The sequence below is a fragment of the Vibrio splendidus genome, from assembly GCF_002873455.1.
Classification (GTDB): Bacteria; Pseudomonadota; Gammaproteobacteria; order Enterobacterales; family Vibrionaceae; genus Vibrio; species Vibrio splendidus_J.
In genome coordinates, this window is sequence record NZ_MCUN01000054.1 from 117,089 (window position 1) to 140,962 (window position 23,874).

20 protein-coding genes are annotated in these 23,874 nt (G+C 44.5%); 15 read left to right on the forward strand and 5 right to left on the reverse strand.

Annotated elements, in window-relative coordinates:
• Positions 1-85: 85 nt before the first annotated feature.
• The 3 genes from BCU75_RS22650 to BCU75_RS22660 all read right to left on the reverse strand — a co-directional run bounded on the left by BCU75_RS22650 (position 86) and on the right by BCU75_RS22660 (position 4,213).
• Positions 86-964, reverse strand: a complete 879-nt coding sequence (locus BCU75_RS22650) for a U32 family peptidase (RefSeq protein ID WP_198593446.1) — start codon at positions 962-964, stop codon at positions 86-88.
• An 18-nt stretch (positions 965-982) separates the two neighbouring features.
• Entirely contained in the window at positions 983-1,996 is a 1,014-nt protein-coding gene (ubiU, locus tag BCU75_RS22655; RefSeq protein WP_004734487.1) for a ubiquinone anaerobic biosynthesis protein UbiU, read from the reverse strand.
• Between the two features lie 177 nt (positions 1,997-2,173).
• Positions 2,174-4,213 (reverse strand): sensor domain-containing protein, encoded by a 2,040-nt coding sequence (locus tag BCU75_RS22660; protein ID WP_102475162.1) that lies wholly within the window; start codon positions 4,211-4,213, stop codon positions 2,174-2,176.
• A 258-nt stretch (positions 4,214-4,471) separates the two neighbouring features.
• On the opposite strand from BCU75_RS22660, the gene ubiT reads away from it, so the two are divergent.
• The 12 genes from ubiT (at position 4,472) to deoD (ending at position 15,635) form a co-directional block, all read left to right on the forward strand.
• Positions 4,472-4,999 carry a ubiquinone anaerobic biosynthesis accessory factor UbiT gene (gene ubiT, locus BCU75_RS22665; RefSeq protein ID WP_415244985.1) on the forward strand — a complete coding sequence of 176 codons (528 nt, stop codon included), beginning with the start codon at positions 4,472-4,474 and terminating at the stop codon, positions 4,997-4,999.
• On the forward strand, positions 4,983-5,486 hold the full coding sequence (locus tag BCU75_RS22670; protein WP_004734484.1) for a GNAT family N-acetyltransferase: 504 nt from the start codon (positions 4,983-4,985) through the stop codon (positions 5,484-5,486). Before ubiT ends, BCU75_RS22670 begins: the two co-directional genes overlap by 17 nt.
• 153 nt (positions 5,487-5,639) lie before the next feature.
• Positions 5,640-6,038, forward strand: a complete 399-nt coding sequence (locus BCU75_RS22675) for a DNA polymerase III subunit psi (protein ID WP_102475164.1) — start codon at positions 5,640-5,642, stop codon at positions 6,036-6,038.
• Positions 6,031-6,486, forward strand: a complete 456-nt coding sequence (rimI, locus tag BCU75_RS22680) for a ribosomal protein S18-alanine N-acetyltransferase (protein WP_029222296.1) — start codon at positions 6,031-6,033, stop codon at positions 6,484-6,486. The genes BCU75_RS22675 and rimI overlap by 8 nt, the downstream gene beginning before the upstream one ends.
• A 173-nt stretch (positions 6,487-6,659) precedes the next feature.
• Entirely contained in the window at positions 6,660-8,240 is a 1,581-nt protein-coding gene (prfC, locus tag BCU75_RS22685; RefSeq protein ID WP_076678200.1) for a peptide chain release factor 3, read from the forward strand.
• A gap of 123 nt (positions 8,241-8,363) precedes the next feature.
• Positions 8,364-8,519, forward strand: a complete 156-nt coding sequence (locus BCU75_RS24295) for a DUF5363 family protein (RefSeq protein WP_157933924.1) — start codon at positions 8,364-8,366, stop codon at positions 8,517-8,519.
• Positions 8,500-9,330: a TatD family hydrolase gene (locus tag BCU75_RS22690; RefSeq protein WP_102475165.1), complete on the forward strand. Its 831-nt coding sequence runs from the start codon at positions 8,500-8,502 to the stop codon at positions 9,328-9,330. Before BCU75_RS24295 ends, BCU75_RS22690 begins: the two co-directional genes overlap by 20 nt.
• 204 nt (positions 9,331-9,534) lie before the next feature.
• Positions 9,535-10,797: a NupC/NupG family nucleoside CNT transporter gene (locus tag BCU75_RS22695; protein WP_004734478.1), complete on the forward strand. Its 1,263-nt coding sequence runs from the start codon at positions 9,535-9,537 to the stop codon at positions 10,795-10,797.
• Positions 10,798-11,336: 539 nt separating this feature from the next.
• The gene (gene deoC, locus BCU75_RS22700; RefSeq protein WP_004734477.1) at positions 11,337-12,113 is read left to right on the forward strand and encodes a deoxyribose-phosphate aldolase; all 777 of its coding nucleotides are present in this window, start codon (positions 11,337-11,339) and stop codon (positions 12,111-12,113) included.
• Positions 12,114-12,224: 111 nt separating this feature from the next.
• On the forward strand, positions 12,225-13,553 hold the full coding sequence (gene deoA / locus BCU75_RS22705; RefSeq protein ID WP_102475166.1) for a thymidine phosphorylase: 1,329 nt from the start codon (positions 12,225-12,227) through the stop codon (positions 13,551-13,553).
• 76 nt (positions 13,554-13,629) lie between these two features.
• A complete protein-coding gene (locus BCU75_RS22710) occupies positions 13,630-14,850 on the forward strand; it encodes a phosphopentomutase (protein WP_102475167.1) in 1,221 nt (406 codons plus the stop codon).
• 65 nt (positions 14,851-14,915) lie between these two features.
• Complete coding sequence (gene deoD, locus BCU75_RS22715; protein WP_102475168.1) at positions 14,916-15,635, forward strand: purine-nucleoside phosphorylase; 720 nt, start codon at positions 14,916-14,918, stop codon at positions 15,633-15,635.
• 215 nt (positions 15,636-15,850) lie between these two features.
• On the opposite strand, the gene BCU75_RS22720 is transcribed toward deoD, so the two are convergent.
• The gene (locus BCU75_RS22720) at positions 15,851-16,462 is read right to left on the reverse strand and encodes a YtjB family periplasmic protein (protein ID WP_076678196.1); all 612 of its coding nucleotides are present in this window, start codon (positions 16,460-16,462) and stop codon (positions 15,851-15,853) included.
• A 109-nt stretch (positions 16,463-16,571) separates the two neighbouring features.
• Between BCU75_RS22720 and serB the strand changes: the two genes are divergently transcribed.
• The gene (gene serB / locus BCU75_RS22725) at positions 16,572-17,552 is read left to right on the forward strand and encodes a phosphoserine phosphatase (protein WP_102465094.1); all 981 of its coding nucleotides are present in this window, start codon (positions 16,572-16,574) and stop codon (positions 17,550-17,552) included.
• A 107-nt stretch (positions 17,553-17,659) separates the two neighbouring features.
• On the opposite strand, the gene BCU75_RS22730 is transcribed toward serB, so the two are convergent.
• Positions 17,660-20,008 (reverse strand): PilZ domain-containing protein, encoded by a 2,349-nt coding sequence (locus BCU75_RS22730; RefSeq protein WP_102475169.1) that lies wholly within the window; start codon positions 20,006-20,008, stop codon positions 17,660-17,662.
• Between the two features lie 161 nt (positions 20,009-20,169).
• Here BCU75_RS22730 and radA point away from each other — a divergent pair, with 161 nt between their 5' ends.
• Both radA and fusA read left to right on the forward strand, forming a co-directional pair.
• Complete coding sequence (gene radA, locus BCU75_RS22735) at positions 20,170-21,552, forward strand: DNA repair protein RadA (protein WP_102475170.1); 1,383 nt, start codon at positions 20,170-20,172, stop codon at positions 21,550-21,552.
• A gap of 234 nt (positions 21,553-21,786) precedes the next feature.
• A complete protein-coding gene (gene fusA, locus BCU75_RS22740; protein WP_017106964.1) occupies positions 21,787-23,874 on the forward strand; it encodes an elongation factor G in 2,088 nt (695 codons plus the stop codon).

Here is a 23,874-nt window from a genome sequence, read left to right on the forward strand (position 1 = left end):
GTCGCTGTTTTTGAGCTGAATTAAAAAGGTCTAGCGAATGCTAGACCTTTTCTGTATCTGTTGCTGATTCTTCCAATTTAAGGAACTAGATGTTCTTAACGTCTAAACCCGCAAGCTGATGCCAATAACCGTTGCATTGGCGGCTTTCAATGGTCTTTGGATTTTCACCTTGTTCGTTCGCTCTGAAGTTATTGATTTCAGAGAAGGTATCGATGCCCAATGGGCTTAAACGAACCACATCAACCAAGTCATGCATACTCGGTAGATCATTGACTAGGTTATAGCAGTAACCTGATTGAGTTTGAATACCGTTAAGGTTAAAGACAGACTGGCCTTCTTGGCTATCGACTTGTAGGCCGGTAGGGTATTTGATGCAGCAGGTTTCGCAATCGTCTTTGGCTTTGTTTTCTGCGCGAGCGGTAAAGCATCGTGCTGAATAAGCAAGCGGTAGGTAGCCGTGGCTAAATACTTCTACTTCGAACTTATTACGGATATTAAGCTCTTCGCACTGTGTCATTACGTTGCTTAGCCATTCGCGAGAAAGCTCAACTGGCATACACCAACGTGTCATACCTTGTTTCAAGAACAGGTTCAGAGTATGTGCGTTGTAGGTGTTAACCGCCGGGCCAACCACAAAAGGCACTTTGCTTTCGCTTGCTAATTGAATCGCAGACACGTCGTTGGCTTCAATCGCAAAGTCACCGTTATCAATGTACTTCTTCATGATGTTGACTTCGCTTGGTGCTTCTAGCAATGCCATGGTGGAAAGTACGACTTGCTTACCTGAAGCAGACAGCTCTTTGGCAATATCCATCCAGTGTTTTGCTTTCATCTCACGACGCTTTGAACACACGGCTTCACCTAGGTAGATGATATCAGCAGAGCTTGATTTCGCTTGCTCATAGAAGCTTTCAACGTCTTGTTTTGGCCAAAAATAAAGAAGAGGGCCTAATGCGTATTTCATTGAGTTCTCCATTTGGCTCTATTGCCATTTACGGTGATAAGCGCCAAGCGTGGTTTGTGTACCTTCAGATACATTCGCCAGTGTCGCATTCCAAGCTTGTTCCACTTGGTATTGTTCTGGGTTCGCTAAGTAGCGGTCGATAGCTGCGCGCCAAGTACGAGTCACTTGCTCGACATAAGCAGGGCTACGTTGGCGACCTTCAATTTTCACTGAGGCAACGTTGGCAGCAAATAGCTCAGGCAGCATAGACAGTGTGTTGAGGCTGGTCGGCTCTTCAAGTGCGTGATAGCGTTTACGCTCACCATCGATCTCGGCTTCAAAGCGGCCTTTACATAGCGTTGGGTAGCCCGCGTTTTCGCCGGCTACGTACTTGTCGATAAGAATCTCATTCAAGCGTGACTCTAGACCTGTTTCTGTTTCTTGCCAGCGAACGTATTTTGCTGGAGAACAAGCACCAACGGTATTTGGTGATTCGCCGGTCATGTACGAAGAAAGGTAGCAACGACCTTCTGCCATGATACACAAGCTACCAAAAGCGAATACTTCAAGGTCAACGTCAGAAGTGATATTACGAGAAAGCTGTTTGACCTGATGAATCGACAATACACGCGGTAGTACCACACGCTTTACATTGAAGTTCTTGTGGTAGAAGTCGATTGCAGCCGCATTGGTCGCAGAAGCTTGAACCGATAGATGTAACTCTAGTTCTGGATATTTGTTTGCTGCGTACTCAAGCACTGCGATATCAGCAATGATCAGCGCATCAACACCCAGTGCTGCGGCGTTGTCTACGGCATTTGTCCAGCGTTCGAAGCCATTTGGGTGAGCAAAAGTATTTAAGGCAACGTGAATTTTCTTGTTGCGGTCATGCACATATTGCACAGCACGATCGAGCTTTTTACCCGCAAAGTTAAGGCCGGCAAAGTGTCGGGCATTGGTATCGTCTTTGAATCCGATATAGACAGCATCCGCACCACAATCAATAGCGGTTTTCAAAGCAGGTAAGTTACCCGCTGGGCATAAGAGTTCCATTTGCTCACTACCAGTAGAATGAAATTGAAGCGAGTATTTTATGAAGAATTATGAATGACGGAATTGATGTAAGGCAGGTTTAGATGGATAAATCTGCTTTTACTCCGTTTGGGGTACGACTAGTAAGGCTTTTGTACTTTGGTGTGGCTTTTGACAGGGTGATATTTGAATCGTGTACTAGTTCTTATGGCGACGATTTTGGGCAAACAGCTCTTCGACGTCTTGTTTCGGTTGTGGGCGATAGAAGTGGAAGCCTTGAATTGAACTGCAGTTGAGGTTAGAAAGCAGGGTCGCTTGTTCACTGGTTTCGACGCCTTCTGCCACTACAGTTAAATCGAGAGATTTACCCAGGTTGATGATGTTTTCAATCACAGTGATTTGCTTTGGTAGCGTATCGATATCAGAGATAAAAGCTCGGTCTATTTTGAGTTCATCAATTGGGAAGCGAGCCAAATAAGACAGAGAAGAATAGCCCGTACCGAAATCATCGATAGATAAAGCAAAGCCGAGTTTCTTTATAGCGTTAAGCATTTGAAGTGTGTGTTCACTATCACTCATCACCGCGCTTTCTGTCAGCTCAAACGTAATAGCACTAGGATCAAGCTCTGTTGAGCGAAGTAACTTTTCAACGTAATCAATCAGTTTCGGGTTACCAAACTGCTCAGGAGACAAGTTGATAGCCACTCTACCTGGCAGGATACCTTGCATCTTCCATCGCTTAACCGTGGCAAATACTTCACGCATTACCACTCGGCCAAGCTGCTCGATAAGGCCGGCACGTTCTGCTACAGGGATGAATGCCGCAGGGCTGATATAGCCTTCTACAGGGTGCTTCCAACGTACCAAAGCTTCAGCGCCGTTGATGGTGAAATCACGCGCGTTGACCTTAGGTTGATACCAAACCTCAAGTCCATTCTGTTGCAGTGCTTTTTGCAGTTCTATCTCCAACCACAATCGCATACGCGCTTCTTTGTTCATCTGTTCGTTGAACTTGATCAGGCGGTTACGTCCACGATCTTTGGCTTCATACATCGCAGTGTCTGCGTTTTGTAGCAAGATACGAGCATCGGTACCATCTTGAGGAAAGCTCACGCTGCCAATAGAACAGGCTAAGCGTTTACTAAAGTGGTGAAGATCGAAGGGTTGATTGATCAGGGAAATGATCTTTTCAGCGAGCATTTCAGGTGTTCGTTGATGCTCTGGTTCTGGCAGAATAATACCAAATTCATCACCGCCTAAATGACCAATAACGGCCTGACGAGGCAGTAAACGTTTTAGGCGTGAAGCGACCTCTTTAATCACTTTATCACCAATGTGATGACCTAGTGAATCATTGATATTCTTAAAGTTATCAATATCTAAGTAGAGCATAACAACCGGCGTATCGTTTTGAATGAACTGCTCAAGACGTTTGGTAAACCCAACTCGGTTGTAGAGCTTGGTCAGTGCATCGATGTAGGCATCTTCACTGTTTGTAGGCGTATACTGCTTTGTGGTCTCTTGTGCGTCTTGAATAAGCACAAGCTGAGTCTTACTTCCAAGAACTGTGGTGGAGTCGATGTTGAGTTGAACTTTACGTTCAAAGCCGCATCGGGCGCCCGTTAAGCAAACCAAACCAGACTCAGAAATAATAGAACTGAGGTTATTATTGAAGACTGTTTTGCTTTGTTCATCGATGAACAATCGTCCCAACTCTTCGCCAATTAACTCGGTGGTGGAGTTAAAGCCGAGCAAGCGTGCTGCTGCTGGGTTTGATGACAAGATGTAGTCACTTTCAACTAACAGTAATCCGTCAGGGAGTAGGTGAGATAGCTTGTGGAATTTCGCTTCGGATTCTTCTAAAGAACGGGCAAGTACTTGGTTTTCTGATGTGTCGAAGGCATGAAAGACAATGTAGTCGGTTTTGTTGCCATTCGTCAGCGGAGATAGGCTGAAATTAAGGCTGGTATCGAGGTCAGTTTCGTTGAGAGTGACTTCGGCCTCAATCGTTTCGCCATTGAATGCACGCTCATAGTAAGGCTTAAGGTGTTGGTAGAATTGCTCACCTAATGTTTGGCGATCATTCATGCCAGCAAGCTCGGTTTTACTCAAACCAGCAATATCGCAGTAACGCTCATTAACCATAAAATAGTTATGTTGGGCATCAAGTACCGCAAAAAAGAACGGACTGTTTGCTGTTAGCTGGGTAAACCAATGTTGTAGTTGCTGGGGAGGCATCAAAGTACTACCAATTCTCCAAGAGCTTGAATATTCACTATCGATAAATATTTATTACTTTCTGTGTGGCTATCGATATTTACCTGTGAGTGCAGCGATCCGCTGTAATTCTCATGACCTGAGTAACTATAACTGTGATTTTCAGGATATTAAAGGTCGAGTATCAAACCGAAGTTAATTTGATACATAACAGTAACTGAGATTTCAACATCATCTATGATGCATTCCATATTATTGACAAAGTTACGGATAAGTCACGTGATAAACAAGATTCGCACTCAACTAGTTCAAAATGCCGCATCAATTTTGCGATCTCCAGTCCAGTTATTGCCTAAAATAGTACAAAAAAGAGCCTTATTGGAGGCGCTTAAGAATGTCTTTAAGGAAGCTTTAGAGGACGGTGACTTTGAATTCTTAGAAGACAAGTGGCTTAAAGTCTCAATAAAAGATATGGGGTTAAGTTGGTGTATTAGCTATCAAAATGAGCAACTAGTTGTAGCTGATAACGAGGTTGTTGAAGATGTAAGCTTTAGCGGAAACCTTAACGATCTTGTGCTGATTGCCGGGCGTAAAGAAGACCCAGATACGCTTTTCTTTCAACGTAGACTGTCTATTGAGGGCGATACAGAGCTTGGTTTAGAAGTCAAAAACTTGATGGATAGCGTAGATTTAGACGTATTGCCGACTCCTATGAAAACTTTGTTAAATCAATTAGCTGATTTTGTGCAGAAGGGAGTACAATCCCCAGATACACAAAGTGAGGTAATGAATGCTTATTCGAACTGAAGCACCGGCAGATATACTTGTCATTGATCGTTTATTGAAATCTGTTTTTGAAACAGATGCAGAAGCTAATTTGGTTATGAGCTTGCGTGAGAATAGCCATTTAACGCTATCGCTGGTGGCTTGTTCTGATGAGGGCGAGGTGGTTGGCCACCTGATGTTTAGCCCTATTACTCTCCATGGTGACGATCATAACTGGCAGGGACTTGCGCCTCTCGCGGTGAAAGAAGAGTACCGCAATCAAGGTATTGCCAAATCACTGGTTGAAGACGCATTTTCTACATTGGTAGATTTCGGTTACCCAGCCTGTGTTGTGCTTGGTGATCCTGCTTACTACGGCCGCTTTGGTTTTAAGGCTGCGAGCGAGTTTGGCCTGAGTTGTGTTTGGGATGTACCTGAAGGTGCTTTCCAAGCGATTGAGTTGGTAGAGGGTGTGTTTGCTGGGCATTCTGGTGAGATTGCTTACAGCCCAGAGTTCAACGACTTATAAGCTGATTTACCACGTAATCCGATACAAACTGATTTAGTCTAAATAAAGGAGCTTGATGCTCCTTTATTTTTTGTTAGTATCAGCCTCAATGAGCTCCTTTCAGTTCGCTCTAAGAAGAGCAATACCAACAAACCTAAGGTTACACCGCTAGATATGTCACAAACAAACGCACAATACCTGCAAGAGATGGGCATCAGCCAATGGGAGCTTAGTCACCCAGAGCGTTTGGTTGGCTACGAATCTGAATTGATTCCACTATCGAGCGACTGCAAGTTGCTACTGGTTTCGCCTGAAAAACCTCAGGAAGATCTCGCCGTGATGTTTGAACGCGTACTTAAAAGTATCAAACTCGACTTATCTCAGGCTTTACACCTTCAACCACAACACTTGTCTGCTGTGGATTTAGGTTCGGTTGAATGGGTATGGTTTGCTGGTTGCGAATCTGCACATGAACTGAAGGTAAAAACACTTCAATCTCCATTACTGTCTGACATTAACGGTAATAACCAACATCGCCGCGACTTATGGCAACAAATTTGTGCTTATGACTAATCAACTTTTACCGACTTCAGAACAACACCTAGACGCAATTTGGCAGATTGAGCAGACCGCGCATTCTCACCCTTGGTCTGAAAACATGATCCGTGATCTTAATAGTCGCGGAGGCAGCCACCGTGTTTTAGAGGTGGATGGAGAGGTTGTCGGCTATTTCTATGCTCAAAACATTGTCGGTGAGGTTACTTTGCTGACGATAGCGGTTGACCCCAAGCAACAAGGTAAAGGCTACGGTAAGGCTTTGGTTGAACACTTTCTCGATATGTGTGAACAAGCTGACGCGGAAAGTGCTTGGCTGGAAGTTCGCGAAAGTAATGTGAATGCGTTTAATCTTTACGAGAAGGCTGGCTTTAATGAAGTCGATCGCCGCCGTAACTATTACCCAACCAAGCAAGGCAACGAAGATGCGATCATTATGAGCTATCTTTTTATGTCGTTTAGCTAACAATCTACGTCTTTTAGCTAACCCTAAATAACTAACCACAGAATTAGCCACAAAATAGGGTGTAAACTGACCCTTTAGAAAGTGACTCGCTTTCTGTATAATCCGCACACAGAATTCAAGGGCAAGTATTATCTACTTGCCCTTTTTACGCTTTAGATCAGCAAAGGGCGACTATGTCTTTCCAACAAGAAGTGAGCAAACGTAGAACGTTTGCAATTATCTCTCACCCGGATGCGGGTAAAACCACGATTACTGAAAAAGTTCTTTTATTCGGAAACGCAATTCAAAAAGCGGGTACCGTAAAAGGTCGTGGCTCTAACCAGCACGCTAAATCTGACTGGATGGAGATGGAAAAAGAACGTGGTATTTCGGTAACCACGTCGGTAATGCAATTCCCATACAATGATTGCCTAGTAAACCTACTCGATACTCCAGGACACGAAGATTTCTCGGAAGATACGTACCGTACACTAACAGCGGTTGACTCTTGTTTGATGGTTATCGATGCTGCGAAAGGTGTCGAGGATCGTACTCGTAAACTGATGGAAGTAACGCGTCTACGTGATACTCCAATCGTAACGTTTATGAACAAACTTGACCGTGACGTTCGTGACCCAATGGAAGTGCTTGATGAAGTAGAAAGCGAGCTAGGTATGGCTTGTGCTCCAATCTCATGGCCAATCGGTTGTGGTAAAGAGTTTAAAGGTGTTTATCACATTCATCGTGATGAAACGATCTTGTACGAATCTGGCCACGGCCATGAGATCCAAGAAGTTCGTATCATTAAAGGTCTAGATAACCCTGAACTAGACGAAGCTGTTGGCGAAGATCTGGCGAGCAGTGTTCGTGAAGAGCTTGAATTGGTTATTGGTGCATGTCCTGAGTTTGATCTCGATTTGTTCCTTGCTGGTGAACTAACGCCTGTTTATTTCGGTACAGCATTAGGTAACTTTGGTGTTGACCACATGCTAGATGGTTTGACTAAGTGGGCTCCGGGCCCTCAAACTCGTCAAGCTAACGAGCGTGATGTTGAAGCGACAGAAGAGAAGTTCTCTGGCTTCGTCTTTAAGATCCAAGCAAATATGGATCCAAAACACCGAGACCGTATCGCATTCATGCGTATCGTTTCGGGTACTTACAACCAAGGTATGAAGATGAATCATGTTCGTACTGGTAAGAACGTAAGTATTTCGGATGCGGTAACTTTCATGGCGGGCGACCGTGCGCGAGCTGAAAAAGCGTATGCTGGTGACATCATTGGCTTGCATAACCATGGCACAATCCAGATTGGTGATACCTTTACTCAAGGCGAAAACTTGAAGTTCGCGGGTATTCCAAACTTCGCGCCTGAACTATTCCGTCGTATTCGTCTACGCGATCCACTAAAGCAGAAGCAACTTCTAAAAGGTTTGGTTCAGCTTTCTGAAGAGGGCGCAGTACAAGTATTCCGTCCTATGCAGAACAACGACCTGATCGTTGGTGCGGTTGGTGTACTTCAGTTTGACGTGGTTGTAGCGCGTTTGAAAGCGGAATACAACGTAGAAGCTATCTACGAAGGCGTTAACGTTGCAACCGCTCGCTGGGTTGAGTGTGATGACGCTAAGAAACTAGAAGAGTTCAAACGTAAGAATCAATCTAACCTAGCGTTAGATGGTGGTGATAACCTGTCTTACATCGCACCTACGATGGTGAACTTGAACCTAGCTTCTGAACGCTTCCCTGACGTTCAGTTCCGAGCGACGCGCGAGCACTAATTTCTCCGCGATCTATTCGAGTTAAACAAAAACGTCTATTGTTCTGCAATAGGCGTTTTTTAATACGTGTTATTTGAGGTTAAAGGCTGAGGTTTGAGCATGAGCATGAGCATGAGTATGAGTATGTTGGGTTGGGTTAAAGCTTGGGTTAAGAAATACGATAAGTGGTGTGAAGAGCTTGGTTTAACGCCTGAGAACAAGCGCAGCTGTGTTGCTTATCGTCGTGATCCTCAAGGAAATCAAACAGAGAGTAGGGAAGATGACACAGAAAATAAGTGACTTTCCGCTGTTTGATACTCATTGCCATGCGGATTTTGAAGCGTTTGAGCAAAATATTGTAATTGATCAGGGAGCTACACTTGATCAAAGTATTGATGGCTACCTTAAAGAAGCGAAGCAAGCTCAAGTCGAGAAGATTCTTATTCCTTCTATTGGCCAAAGTAACTGGTCGAAGCTCGATAAAATCGCCAAATTCTACCCCAATGTTTACTACGCCTTAGGTTTTCACCCTTACTTTTTAGAGCAAGCCAATAATGAGCAATTCTCAGAGCTTCACCAATTACTCTCATCAAAAAACAGTCAATGCGTTGCGATAGGAGAGTGTGGTCTCGACTTTTTTGTTGATGTGGATATGGACAAGCAAGAGCGCTTTTTCATCCAACAAATGGAGCTAGCGAAGGCATTTGAGCTGCCTTTGATTATCCATGAGAGGAAGTCTTATAACCGACTCATTGAACTATTAAAGCAGCACAAGTTCACTTTGGGTGGGGTGATTCACGGTTTTTCGGGGAGTGAACAGCAAGCTTTGGCGTGGATTAAGCTCGGTTTCTATATTGGTGTCGGTGGAACGATTACTTACCCAAGAGCACAAAAAACACGCACAACCATCGCAAAACTGCCTCTTGAATGCCTGGTATTAGAAACGGATGCACCGGATATGCCAACGTATGGTAATCAAGGAAATGTTAATCATTCCAAACATTTAGTTACGATCTTAAATGAACTATTTTTGCTTAGAAAAGAGCCAAAGCAATCGGTTGCAGCGCAAATTTGGCAAAATAGCCATCGTGCATTCGGTATATGTGAATAAAATCGAAGGTTTTTGTTTATCGTTTGCGTAAATTGCACTGAGCTTGTGATTTGGTTCACATTTGCGTGTGAATGGTACATGAATCTTGTACGAAAGTGTGAGGACGGCATTACTTTATTAGTGGTCGCATGAGTATAATTGCCTCCGCTTTATAGCCCCATTTTGTAACACGCCAATAAATAACTAATAAGGAAGTCATAAACTATGAGCCTGTTTATGAGCCTCGTCGGAATGGTTGCACTGATTGCAATCGCAGTACTACTATCCGACAACCGCAAAGCAATTAATATCAGAACAGTGGGTGGCGCTTTCGCTATCCAATTCGCACTTGGTGCATTCGTACTTTACATCCCTTGGGGTCGTGATCTACTTGCAGGTTTCTCTGCTGGTGTAGCAAACGTGATCGACTACGGTAAAGATGGTACTGGCTTCCTATTTGGTAGCCTTGTTAACTTCTCAGTTGACGGTATCGGTTTCATCTTTGCATTCCAAGTTCTACCAACACTAATCTTCTTCTCTGCTCTTATCTCTGTACTTTACTACATTGGTGCGATGCAAGTTGTAATCAAGGTTCTTGGTGGTGGTCTTCAGAAAGCTCTAGGTACTTCTCGCGCCGAGTCAATGTCTGCAGCAGCAAACATTTTCGTTGGTCAAACGGAAGCACCTCTAGTAGTTCGTCCATTTGTTCCTAAAATGACTAACTCTGAACTATTCGCAGTAATGTGTGGTGGTTTAGCATCTGTTGCTGGTGGTGTACTAGCGGGTTACGCATCTATGGGTGTACCTCTAGAGTACCTAGTAGCAGCGTCATTCATGGCAGCACCTGGTGGTCTACTATTCGCTAAAATCATCAAGCCTGAAACTGATGAAGTTGACGAGAACCTAGGTTCAGACATCGACGGTGGCGACGACAAGCCTGCTAACGTTATCGATGCAGCTGCTGGCGGTGCGTCAGTTGGTCTACAACTAGCACTTAACGTTGGTGCAATGCTACTAGCATTCATCGGTCTAATCGCTCTTATCAACGGTATCCTAGGTGGCATCGGTGGTTGGTTCGGTATGGAAAACCTAACTCTAGAACTTCTTCTAGGTTGGATCTTCGCACCGTTAGCATTCATCATTGGTGTTCCATGGGAAGAAGCAACTATTGCTGGTTCTTTCATTGGTCAGAAGACAGTTGTTAACGAATTCGTTGCATACCTAAACTTCGTACCATACATCGGTGACAACGCTCAAATCGTTGAAGCGACTGGTCAAGTAATGTCTGTTAAGACTCAAGCAATTATCTCGTTCGCTCTATGTGGTTTCGCAAACCTTTCTTCAATTGCGATTCTTCTAGGTGGTCTAGGTGGTATTGCTCCAAACCGTCGTCACGACATCGCACGTATGGGTGTTAAAGCGGTTGTAGCTGGTACTCTATCTAACCTGATGGCAGCAACAATTGCTGGCTTCTTCCTGTCTTTCTAATCAGTTAGAAATCGATATATAGACGCCATAATAATATCGCCCCGTAGCAAGAAATTGCTGCGGGGCTTTTTTGTTTTTAGGCCTAGTGATTTTGAGCATTTGCATGAATGAATGCTTGAAGTCGAAAATGGGTCTAGAATGTTTTTTTGAGATACAAACCGTTTGCGTTCTAAGGAGCACTACAATTTATTGATGGATACCTATAATGTATAAGCTTAAGGGATAGGATGTCTCTTGTTGGCAAGAAAGTAACTGCTTGGATTTATCTAAAGGTTGTTCTTCTGGGATTAAGCCAAACTTAGCGATACGCTATATTAGCAATACACTATAGATGTTAGACACAACATGACTGATTTGTTGTGCCATAGACCAAACTGGTACTGTGCGGTGACAAGGATTGCAATTGATAGCGAAAGTTATCAAGTCTTCAGGGAACCAAGTCCGTTCATTTGTGACTACTGAGCATTACTAAAATATCCATCTATACTGGGTGGGTGGCGAAGTAGTTAACTATTTGAATATATTGATCGGAGATAGAAATGAGCGATTTAAAAGCAGCAGCTCTACGTGCACTTAAACTTATGGACCTAACGACGCTAAATGACGACGATACTACTGAAAAAGTAGTGGCGCTTTGTCATGACGCAAAGACTGCAGTTGGTAACACCGCTGCAATCTGTATTTACCCTCGCTTCATCCCAGCCGCTAAAAAGGCGTTGCGTGAGCAAGGTACTCCAGAAGTACGCATCGCGACTGTAACTAACTTCCCTCATGGTAATGACGACATCGAAATTGCTGTTGCTGAAACGAAAGCAGCGGTAGCGTACGGCGCAGACGAAGTTGACGTAGTATTCCCATACCGTGCTCTTATTGCTGGTAACGAAGAAGTTGGCTTTGAGCTAGTTAAGCAATGTAAAGCCGCTTGTGGTGACATCACGCTTAAAGTGATCATCGAAACAGGTGAGCTAAAAGAAGAAGCACTTATCAAGAAAGCTTCTCAGATCTGTATCGAAGCGGGTGCAGACTTCATCAAAACTTCAACAGGTAAAGTGCCAGTAAACGCGACTCCAGAGTTCGCACGCATGATGCTTGAAGTTATTCGTGACATGGGCGTGGCTAAAACTGTTGGTTTCAAACCAGCTGGTGGTGTACGTACAGCTGAAGATGCTCAAGCTTACCTAGCAATGGCTGATGAGCTACTAGGCGCTGAGTGGGCAGACAACATGCACTACCGTTTTGGTGCTTCAAGCCTACTGACTAACCTTCTTAATACATTAGAAGTAACAGACCAAACTGCTGATCCAGCAGCATACTAATTTACCCATTCGGGTATATAACAATTAAGTCTGTTTGATGGAGTGGCGTTAAGTCACTCCATATTACCTCTTTCCCTACAAACCATACTCACTAGAGTTTGGGAGGCACTAATGTATCTACCTCAAGAAATTATTCGCAGAAAACGTGATAACGAAGTACTGACCACAGAAGAAATTAACTTCTTCATCCAAGGTGTCGCTAAAAACACGGTTTCTGAAGGCCAGATTGCTGCATTCGCAATGGCTATCTTTTTTAATGAAATGACGATGCCAGAACGTATCGCACTAACATGTGCAATGCGTGATTCAGGCATGGTGATTGATTGGAGCCACATGAACTTTGATGGCCCAATCGTTGATAAGCACTCTACTGGTGGTGTTGGTGACGTAACTTCTCTGATGCTTGGCCCTATGGTGGCAGCATGTGGCGGTTTCGTTCCAATGATTTCTGGTCGTGGTTTAGGCCACACTGGCGGTACGCTAGACAAACTAGAATCTATCCCTGGTTATAACATTACACCAACCAACGATGTGTTTGGTGAAGTAACCAAAGACGCTGGCGTAGCGATCATCGGCCAAACGGGCGATCTAGCACCGGCTGACAAGCGTGTTTATGCAACTCGTGATATCACAGCAACAGTAGACAACATCTCACTGATCACCGCTTCAATTCTATCTAAGAAACTGGCCGCTGGCCTTGATTCTCTAGTGATGGACGTAAAAGTCGGTTCAGGCGCATTCATGCCAACGTATGAAGCTTCTGAAGAACTAGCGAAATCTATCGTGGCAGTAGCAAACGGTGCTGGCACTAAAACAACAGCAATCCTAACGGACATGAACCAAGTTTTAGCTTCTTCAGCGGGTAACGCAGTCGAAGTACGCGAAGCGGTTCAATTCCTAACTGGCGAATACCGCAATCCACGTTTGTTGGAAATCACGCTGGCGTCGTGTGCGGAAATGTTGGTGCTGGGTAACCTAGCAAAAGATTCAGATGAAGCGCGTGAAAAACTGATGGCAGTACTGGATAACGGTAAAGCAGCAGAGTGCTTCGGTAAGATGGTAGCGGGCCTTGGTGGTCCAGCAGATTTCGTAACGAACTACGATAACTACCTAGAAAAAGCAGACATTGTTAAACCAGTGTACGCACTCGAAAGCGGTGTAGTATCAGCGATGGATACGCGTGCTATTGGTATGGCTGTCGTTGGTATGGGCGGTGGTCGCCGTGTAGCAACAGACAGCATTGATTACGCAGTCGGTTTTGATAGCTTCATTCGCCTTGGCGAAGTAGCAAGTGATGAGAAACCATTAGCAATGATTCATGCTCGCAATGAACAACAGTGGCAAGAAGCTGCGACGGCATTACAAAATGCAATCACTGTGGGCGGAGAATATACAGCAACGCCAGATGTTTACCGTCAGATTCGTTCTGAAGACGTGTAAATAACAGATATCGGTATACCTCGTGTATACCGATAAACAGAGTTCTGGTGCAAAGAGCAATAAGTTGGTGAAGAAAATGAAAAGAGCATTTATTTTAGTTTTAGATTCATTCGGTATCGGTGAAACAGCGGATGCTGAGACATTCGGTGATGTAGGTTCAGACACAATGGGCCACATTGCTGACCATTGTGAACAAGGCCTTGCAGACAACGCGGATCGTAAAGGTCCACTAACGCTGCCAAACCTGTCTAAGCTTGGCTTAGCGATGGCTCACAAAGAGTCTACAGGTCGCTTTGCTCCTGGTATGGACGCAGACGCTGAGATCATTGGCGCTTACGGTCACGCTGCAGAGCTGTCTTCTGGTAAAGACACGCCATCAGGTCACTGGGAAATCGCAGGTGTACCGGTATTGTTTGATTGGGGCTACTTCACCGACAAAGAGAACAGCTTTCCAAAAGAACTGACTGATCGCATCCTTGAGCGTGCTGGTTTATCTGACTTCTTAGGTAACTGCCACTCATCGGGTACAGAAATTCTAGACAATCTAGGTGAAGAACACATGAAGACTGGCCTGCCAATCTTCTACACTTCTGCAGACTCTGTTTTCCAGATCGCATGTCATGAAGAGACATTCGGCCTACAAAACCTATTAGACCTTTGTCAGATTGCTCGTGAAGAGCTAGCTGACTACAACATTGGTCGTGTTATCGCTCGTCCGTTTATTGGCGCAGGTAAAGGTCAATTCGAACGTACTGGTAACCGTCGAGACCTTTCTGTTGAGCCGCCAGCGGCAACTATTCTGCAGAAGCTTGTTGATGAGAAGGGCGGCAACGTTCACTCAATCGGTAAGATCTCTGATATCTACGCAGGTTGTGGTATTACTCAGAAAACGAAAGCAACAGGTATTCCTGCGCTATTTGAAGCTACTAAAGAAGCGATCACTGAAGCGGGCGACAACACTATCGTGTTCACTAACTTCGTTGATTTCGACTCAGCATACGGCCACCGTCGTGATGTTGCAGGTTACGCGGCTGCGCTCGAGTACTTCGATGGTCGCATCAATGAAATCATCGATATGATGAAAGAAGATGATGTGCTTATCCTAACTGCAGACCACGGTTGTGATCCAACATGGCCAGGTTCAGACCATACTCGTGAGCATATCCCTGTGATTGTTTACGGTAACAAGGTTCCAGCAGGCTCTCTAGGTCGTCGCGATACATTCGCAGATATCGGTCAAAGCTTAGCGTCATACTTTGGCACATCGCCAATGGGATACGGTACAAGCTTTCTATAATGGTTAACTAAGAGAGAGGGAAACCTCTCTTTTCTTTTTTTGTTTTGAGATTAAGGATATTTTCAATGGCTACTCCACATATTAATGCTGAAATGGGTGATTTCGCTGACGTAGTTCTAATGCCAGGCGATCCGCTACGCGCTAAATACATCGCTGAAACCTTCTTAGAAGAAGTGGTTCAGGTGTGTGATGTTCGTAATATGTTTGGTTACACCGGTACTTATAAGGGTCGTAAGGTGTCAGTAATGGGACACGGTATGGGCATCCCATCTTGTTCTATTTACGCGACTGAACTGATCAAAGACTTTGGTGTGAAAAAGATCATTCGTGTCGGTAGTTGTGGTGCAGTGAGCGAAGATATTAAAGTGCGCGATGTGGTTATCGGCATGGGTGCGTGTACCGACTCAAAAGTGAATCGAATTCGCTTTAAAGGTCACGACTTCGCAGCTATCGCAGATTACAAAATGGTGCGTGCGGCAGAAGATGCAGCTAAAGCGCGTGGTGTAGACGTCAAAGTCGGCAACCTTTTCTCTGCTGAGCTGTTCTATACGCCAGATCCTGACATGTTTGAAGTTATGGACAAATATGGCATCGTCGGCGTAGAGATGGAAGCGGCAGGTATCTACGGTGTGTGTGCTGAGTACGGCGCAAAAGCTCTGACGATTTGTACTGTTTCTGATCACATCAAAACCGGTGAGCAAACCACATCCGATGAACGTCAAACGACTTTCAATGACATGATGATTATTGCACTCGACTCTGTGCTTCTTGGTGACCAAGACTAATCGTCCTTCTCTATAGTTCGATGAACTAACAGATAACAAAAAGCCCCGTTGCTGCCTGAGCTTCGGGGCTTTTTATTGGATTAATTTTTATTGGATTATTGTATCTAGTGCAAACCAAATTTTTCGTTGTGGACTCAATCGAGAACTCAATCGAATTTATTTATATTACTAGCGACTCGCTATACAGAATGACTTTTCTACCGAATCGAGGCCATTTATGAGCTCGCATTTTTGAGCAGTAAATTTTCGCCGGATTTCGTCTTTCTTCTACGAATTAGCATAACGAACAGCACGCCACTCACAAACCCCATCAACACCATACCGATCATGTAGCGATCACTTTTTCGGTAGTGATGATCAGAAATTGCTGTCATCTTACCTGTTTCGAAGGTCACTCGAATAAAGCCGATGATCGTCTTCTCTGGTGAATAAATAGGTTCGACTAACTGCTGTCTGCCGATACTTGCTGTTGAAAGTGGCGTATCTAAGCCAAGAACCTCGCGTACGGAGAGTGCTTTTTCGCTCGAAGCCAGTCGAATCCCCTCTGCATCGTATATCGTGGTATCGAATACCAAGCGCTCCTGAGACAGCTGGTTGGCGAGATCAAGTAGTCGCTCTTGGTCTTGTTGTGTGATCGCTTTGCTGGCAGAAAGTGATGCCTGAGAGATAAGCAACTTAGTCAGCGTTTCTAGCTGCTTTGCTTGGATCTTCTCGTTACCTTTACTGATCACGACTGTATTTTTAATTGTTACAACGAACATCGTAGCCAGCAAAATGAGGGCTAGCATTCGTAAAGCGTTGCGTATTGAGAACAATGATTCATTCATGTTTCACGAAGCCTGAAATAAACAAATGTTATGATTAAGACATATTGAGACTTGCGTTTTCAAATTGCAATAGGTTAACGTTTAGCATAGTTAATTAGGAATCATACACATGGACGCTCAGAAATATCTGCCGATTAAAAGGCATACAACATTATTAACTCGACTCCCCGAGACTCGTTTCGCTTCTCAACTCGCTAAAGCTAAAGCCAACTGGATTGTATTCGGTGAGTACCTATCACCACAATCATTCGATGACATCGACTTTTTCACAGGCACTTACAACACAATTCTTGATACGTGGAAGGTGGGGCATTATGAAGTGGCTTTGATGTCAGGCAATCTAACGCCAGCACACGAAGAAATCCTACAAGCCTTAAAGCTTGATTATGCTTGCCTTAGCGAGGTTCCAGACTTATCTAAGCCAGGTTTGATTGTAATGGATATGGACTCCACAGCGATTCAAATTGAATGTATCGATGAGATTGCAAAGCTGGCTGGAGTGGGGGAGTTAGTCTCTGAAATCACAGAGCGAGCAATGCAAGGTGAGCTCGACTTTGAACAGAGCCTACGCCAACGAGTTGGAGCACTGAAAGGTGCGGATGAATCTATTTTGGAGCAAGTGCGTCAATCATTGCCATTCATGCCAGACTTAGTTGGGTTAGTGAATACTCTGAATAAGCTTGGTTGGAAGACGGCAATTGCTTCAGGTGGCTTTACTTACTTCTCTGACTATCTTAAAGATACGCTTGATCTTGACCACGCTCAGTCAAATACGCTTGAAATCATTAATGGTAAATTGACGGGTGAAGTCTTAGGCGATGTTGTTTCGGCGCAGACTAAAGCGGATATCTTGGTAGAGTTGGCTGAAGAGTACGAATTGGAACTGCATAACACTGTTGCCGTTGGTGATGGTGCTAATGACTTGGTGATGATGGGTTCTGCAGGTTTAGGTATCGCCTACCATGCGAAACCAAAAGTAGAGCAACAAGCTCAAACTGCTGTGCGTTATGCCGGTTTAGGCGGCGTGCTGTGTATCTTGTCGGGTGTGTTAGCTAAGCAGCAAAAAATCAGCTGGCAAGCGAAGCCTTAGTCATATTCGGTAAGCGTTAAACAAAAACGTATTTACAACGGATACAAAAAAGCAGGCTATCAGCCTGCTTTTTCTATTTCATGTTCAAGTTAAGACGCCGCTGGAGGTTAGCGTGTCAGCTCCAATCGAATCAACACTTCATCGGTAATATCTTCTATCTCACCATAACCAATAAAAGCAGTGACCTCGTTCTCTAGCTTCTTAGCTTGGTGCATGCTGATGCGTGAGAGCTCTTCTAAATCAGACTGGAATAAACTCGTTAGCGGATTAAAAATAGGTGCAGTAGTGACTCGTAGTACATACACGTCACCTAAATGCTGAGCTTTCTTGATGAACAAGATGCGTTCCTTTGCCGAGGCGAAGTCTTTGACCAACTTCGTATGTACGGATTGGATCTTGTCGCCAAACTTAACCGCAGCAATATAGACATCATGGTGTTTAGGCTCAGCACCTTCAATTTTTTTCAGTGGTTCAGCCAACAGCGAGTTAGAGTGTCCTTTGAAAATAGGTTCGAGTGAGAACTTTTGATTGTGGCCAAGCTTAGCGAGCAGTGCTAAGTGTTTATTCAGCGGGAAGTTTACGCCAATGATCTTACAACGTAGTGTTGAGCCCGGTTTATCAATGAATATTGGGTTGCTGACCATCTTGCTCAGCAAAATGTTGTGTAGAGACTCGAGCAGCGAATGTGTTGGCAGTATCTCTTTCTTCTTAATCAACTTGCTTTGGTTCTGATCGATAAGCCCATTGAGAAAGGCGATAGTACGCATTGTCTTCGTGTTCTCGGCGATAACCAACTGCACGTTGCGACCATTCGGGCTGACTCGAATTACATGGTAAGGCACGGTGCTTAATGGCAGGTTTTTGTCGTAGAGCTGCAGTTCATTGAAGTTTACTAATACCGGGTCATTAATCTTGAGTACCATCGGATGCTCAAGGGCAATACTGAGTCCACGTTTCGATATGTCTAAGGTATGTCCGTTAGCCGCGGCGCCATCTTGTGAGGTGAGCTGTAACGGTGACTTAAATTGATACCTCGGCTCTTTACGACGAGTTTGAGAGTCGAAGTAAATACTTTGAATATTCCCCACCACATTACGCGGGTGACGGAAGCGGTTCAGTTCACTGCTTGGAATGCGCGGTTTTTCACTCAATAGATAATCAGCTGCACTTTCGTGATCGCCAATTTCTTGCAAGATCCCGCAATGCGTCAGTTTTGCTGAGCTTTGAGCTAACGTATCCGAGTGCTTGGCCAAGGCTTGTTGTTCGGTGTCTGAAAGTTCGAACACCGAGAACTTGAACGCCTTCCAGCTTTTGCGTTTACCGCCGATGTGCCAGAACAACTGCCTTTGTTCACGAGAGGCTTCAGGGAGCATCATCGAATAGAACAAGGTCTTGTCTTGATGCTCATGAGTAAACGAGTAGATAACGTTACTGGTTCCCTTTACGCCAGGTTTAGCCAGCAAGTTCATTCGTTGCTCGTTGAACAGAGTACCCAGAGCTTGTTGGTTTCGCTCATCGTGCCAGTATTGCCAAAGCGGGTGGTTGTTATCCGTAAGTAGAGCAAGCTTTAGTTCACTGCCGCTAAAGAAAAGAGGAAGATTACAGGTGTGCTTGAGATAGGTGTGTTCGATACCTCGAGTACGAGTTCGAATGATCCTATCTTGATTTTCATGGCTGGTTTTCTTACTTGAGCTATTCAAAGACTCATCAAGCAAGCGGGCTACGATATTGTTATTGCTTACCTTGATCGTTCTTAAGAATTTGACGGCGTTATTCTCGTAAGACTCATCAATGCCCAGAACGCGAAATTCAACCGCCTGGTAAACATCGTTTTCTTGTGATTTTTCGATAAGCTCTGTGAATTTAACGCTGATGATCTCACCGAGGTTGTACTTAAAGGCGCTCGGTACCTTGAATTTTGCACCCGACGGGGAAATATCAACCGTTACACCGTGTAGGCTTTGCCCTTTAGATGTGGTGATCTCAACCTGCGAGCTAATTTTAAGTCTGTTTTCTTGACGCTTTAAGTCGTAACCGAGGTTAATGGCTTCCGCTTCATACGGGCTATTAGCGTTAGTGATATCTTGATTATTTTTAGACGACGTTTTAACGATATTACGAAGTGGCTGAGTTCGCGGAGTCATCACTAACTCCCATGCGCCCTCTGTATAGCCTTTAAACTTTTTAGTACCACGTTGATACGCGTTCAAAGCAATATCATCAAGCCAGTGTTTACGACCATCTAGCGTAAACTGACGACATTCAGTATCAATACGCCCGCGTAAATCAATGCTCTTTGTGCACGGAGCCATGATACGATTAAGTTCCATTTTAACGAGCAATTTCAGAGACGGGGATTCACCTTCTGTCATTTGAGAAAGAAGGAAGTCGAAATCCTCAGCGTGATAGGCTGGGATGAGTCGCTCTGCTACAGATAGAATTTCAGATTGCTGCATACTTTTCTTGTTAGAATGGACGGTACGTTTATGTTATCGACTAGTTTAAATCGATCTTTAAGTATAACTGGTATGACTGCAACTTTTATTTTCACCCGTACGGTCAAATAAGTCACAAATTGACAACATCATTGTGTAACTGAGTAAATTATTGAGGTTTTATGGCTAAGGCAAAACGAGCTTATGTGTGTAATGACTGTGGGGCTGACTTTCCACGTTGGCAAGGACAGTGTAATGCATGTGGTGCTTGGAACACGATTACAGAAGTTAGACTAGCGGCTTCACCTCAAGTTGCACGTAATGAACGACTCAGTGGTGGTTATGCGGGTGGCACAACGGAATCTTCGGTTCAAACACTCTCTGAGATTGACCTGCAAGAAGTTCCTCGCTTTAGTAGCGGCTTCAAAGAACTCGACCGCGTACTTGGTGGCGGTGTCGTTCCTGGCGCTGCGATTCTTATCGGTGGTAATCCAGGTGCAGGTAAATCAACCCTGTTACTGCAGACCATGTGTCAGCTTTCTGCGCAATTACCGACTCTCTATGTCACAGGGGAAGAATCCTTACAACAGGTAGCGATGCGTGCCTCTCGATTGGGCTTACCAAAAGAGCACTTAAAAATGCTCTCTGAAACCAACGTCGACAAAATCTGTCAGGTCGCTGAGAAAGAGCAACCTAAGATCATGGTTATCGACTCAATCCAAGTTATGCATGTCGCTGATGTTCAATCATCGCCGGGCAGTGTGGCGCAGGTGCGCGAATCGGCAACCGCATTAACGCGCTATGCGAAACAGAACAACGTTGCGGTGTTCTTGGTGGGACACGTAACTAAAGACGGCACATTAGCGGGGCCAAAAGTACTGGAACACATTATTGACTGTTCCGTGCTGTTAGATGGCGGAACCGATAGCCGCTTTAGAACGCTGCGCAGTCACAAGAACCGTTTTGGTGCGGTCAATGAGTTGGGTGTGTTTGCAATGACAGGCCAAGGTCTTAAAGAAGTCAGCAACCCATCCGCTATTTTTTTGTCTCGCGGCGAAGAAGAAACCTCGGGCAGTTCGGTCATGGTTGTGTGGGAAGGGACACGTCCGCTTCTTGTTGAAATCCAAGCGCTGGTGGACTATTCCCAGCTCGCTAACCCGCGTCGTGTTGCTGTTGGTCTAGAGCAAAACAGGCTTTCATTGTTATTAGCCGTGCTGCATAAACATGGCGGCTTACAAATGGCTGACCAAGATGTGTTTGTGAATGTCGTCGGTGGTGTTAAAGTAACCGAAACCAGTGCCGATCTTGCATTAGTGATCGCTTTACTTTCGAGTTTCAGAGACCGTGCATTGCCAAAAGATGTAGTGGTATTTGGGGAAGTAGGCCTCGCGGGTGAGATTCGACCTGTACCGAGCGGGCAAGAGCGCTTAAATGAGGCATTTAAACATGGCTTTAAGAGAGCGATTGTTCCGGCGGCCAACATGCCAAAAGGGGGCATTCCAGGAATGCAGATCCACGGTGTGAAAAAATTATCAGAAGCAATTAATGCTTTTGATGAGTTGTAATTGAGCTCACTTCAGCTACTCTATACAGCAGAAATTCAGTCTAACTTAAACGCTATTTTCGCTTTAAGTTAGCACTAAACTTAACAATCATTTAGATTGTTTCTACAGATTGCCTTTTTCTATATGTTAGAAAAAGGCAAAGTTTTTTAGTCCCAAATGCATGCAAAGCTATCAGTCTTCACAGATTGTGATATACTCTGCGCGCATTTTATATCCTATTAACAGAGTAAGACAATGGCAGATTTATCGAAATACAGAAACATTGGTATTTTCGCGCACGTTGATGCGGGTAAAACAACTACCACTGAGCGTATCCTTAAGCTAACTGGTCAGATCCACAAGACTGGTGAAGTACATGATGGCGAATCAACTACTGACTTCATGGAACAGGAAGCTGAGCGCGGAATTACTATCCAATCAGCAGCTGTAAGCTGTTTCTGGAACGGTCACCGTCTAAACGTTATCGATACTCCTGGACACGTTGACTTCACAGTTGAAGTATACCGTTCTCTTAAAGTACTTGATGGCGGTATCGGTGTATTCTGTGGTTCTGGTGGTGTTGAACCACAATCAGAAACTAACTGGCGCTACGCTAACGAATCAGAAGTATCTCGTCTGATCTTCGTTAACAAACTAGACCGTATGGGTGCAGATTTCTACAACGTTGTTGACCAAGTTAAAAACGTTCTAGGCGCAACTCCTCTAGTTATGGTTCTACCAATCGGCCGCGAAGATGAATTCGTGGGTGTTGTAGACCTTCTAAGCCGTAAAGCATACGTTTGGGATGACACTGGTCTTCCTGAAAACTACGAAATTCTAGATGTTCCTGCGGACATGGTAGATGACGTAGAGCAATACCGTGAAGAGCTAATCGAAACTGCTGTAGAGCAAGACGATGACCTAATGGAAGCTTACATGGAAGGTGAAGAGCCTTCTATCGAAGACATCAAGCGTTGTATCCGTAAAGGTACTCGTGACCTAGCGTTCTTCCCAACTTACTGTGGTTCTGCATTCAAGAACAAGGGTGTTCAAATCATCCTTGACGCTGTTGTAGATTACCTACCTTCTCCAACTGAAGTTGATCCTCAACCTCTAATGGATGAGAACGGTGAAGAAACTGGTAAGCACGCTATCGTTTCTACTGAAGAAACGTTTAAAGCTCTTGCATTCAAAATCATGGATGACCGTTTCGGTGCTCTAACTTTCGTTCGTATTTACTCTGGTAAATTGAACAAAGGCGACACGATTCTTAACTCATTCACAGGTAAAACTGAGCGTGTTGGCCGTATGGTTGAGATGCAAGCTGATGACCGTAACGAACTAACTAGCGCACAAGCTGGTGACATCATTGCGATCGTTGGTATGAAGAACGTGCAAACAGGTCACACTCTATGTGATCCTAAAGATCAAGTAACGCTTGAGCCAATGGTTTTCCCAACTCCAGTAATCTCTATCGCTGTATCTCCAAAAGATAAAGGCGGTTCTGAGAAAATGGGTATCGCGATCGGTAAAATGGTTGCAGAAGATCCATCTTTCCAAGTTGAAACTGACGAAGAAACTGGCGAAACTATCCTGAAAGGTATGGGTGAACTTCACCTAGACATCAAGGTAGATATCCTTAAGCGTACTTACGGCGTTGACCTAACAGTTGGTGCTCCTCAAGTTGCTTACCGTGAAACTATCACTCAAGCAATTGAAGATAGCTACACGCATAAGAAACAGTCTGGTGGTTCTGGTCAATTCGGTAAGATCGATTACCGTATCAAGCCTGGCGAACCTGGTTCTGGCTTTACGTTCTCTTCAAAAGTTGTTGGCGGTAACGTACCTAAAGAATTCTGGCCTGCTGTTGAGAAAGGCTTTGCTGGCATGATGGAAAACGGCGTACTAGCTGGCTTCCCTACGCTAGACGTTGAAGTTGAACTTTACGATGGTGGTTTCCACGCAGTCGATTCATCTGCAATCGCATTTGAAATCGCAGCGAAAGGTGCATTCCGTCAATCTATGCCTAAAGCTGGCGCGCAACTTCTTGAGCCAATCATGAACGTTGACGTATTTACTCCAGAAGATCACGTTGGTGATGTTATCGGTGACCTTAACCGTCGTCGTGGTATGATCAAAGATCAACAAGCTGGCGTAACTGGCGTTCGTATTAAAGCTGACGTACCACTTTCAGAAATGTTTGGTTACATCGGTCACCTACGTACAATTACTTCAGGCCGTGGCCAATTCTCTATGGAATTCGCACAGTACTCTCCATGTCCAATGAACGTGGCAGAAGAAGTAATCGCTAAAGTTAAAGCAGAAAAAGAAGCTGGTAAGTAA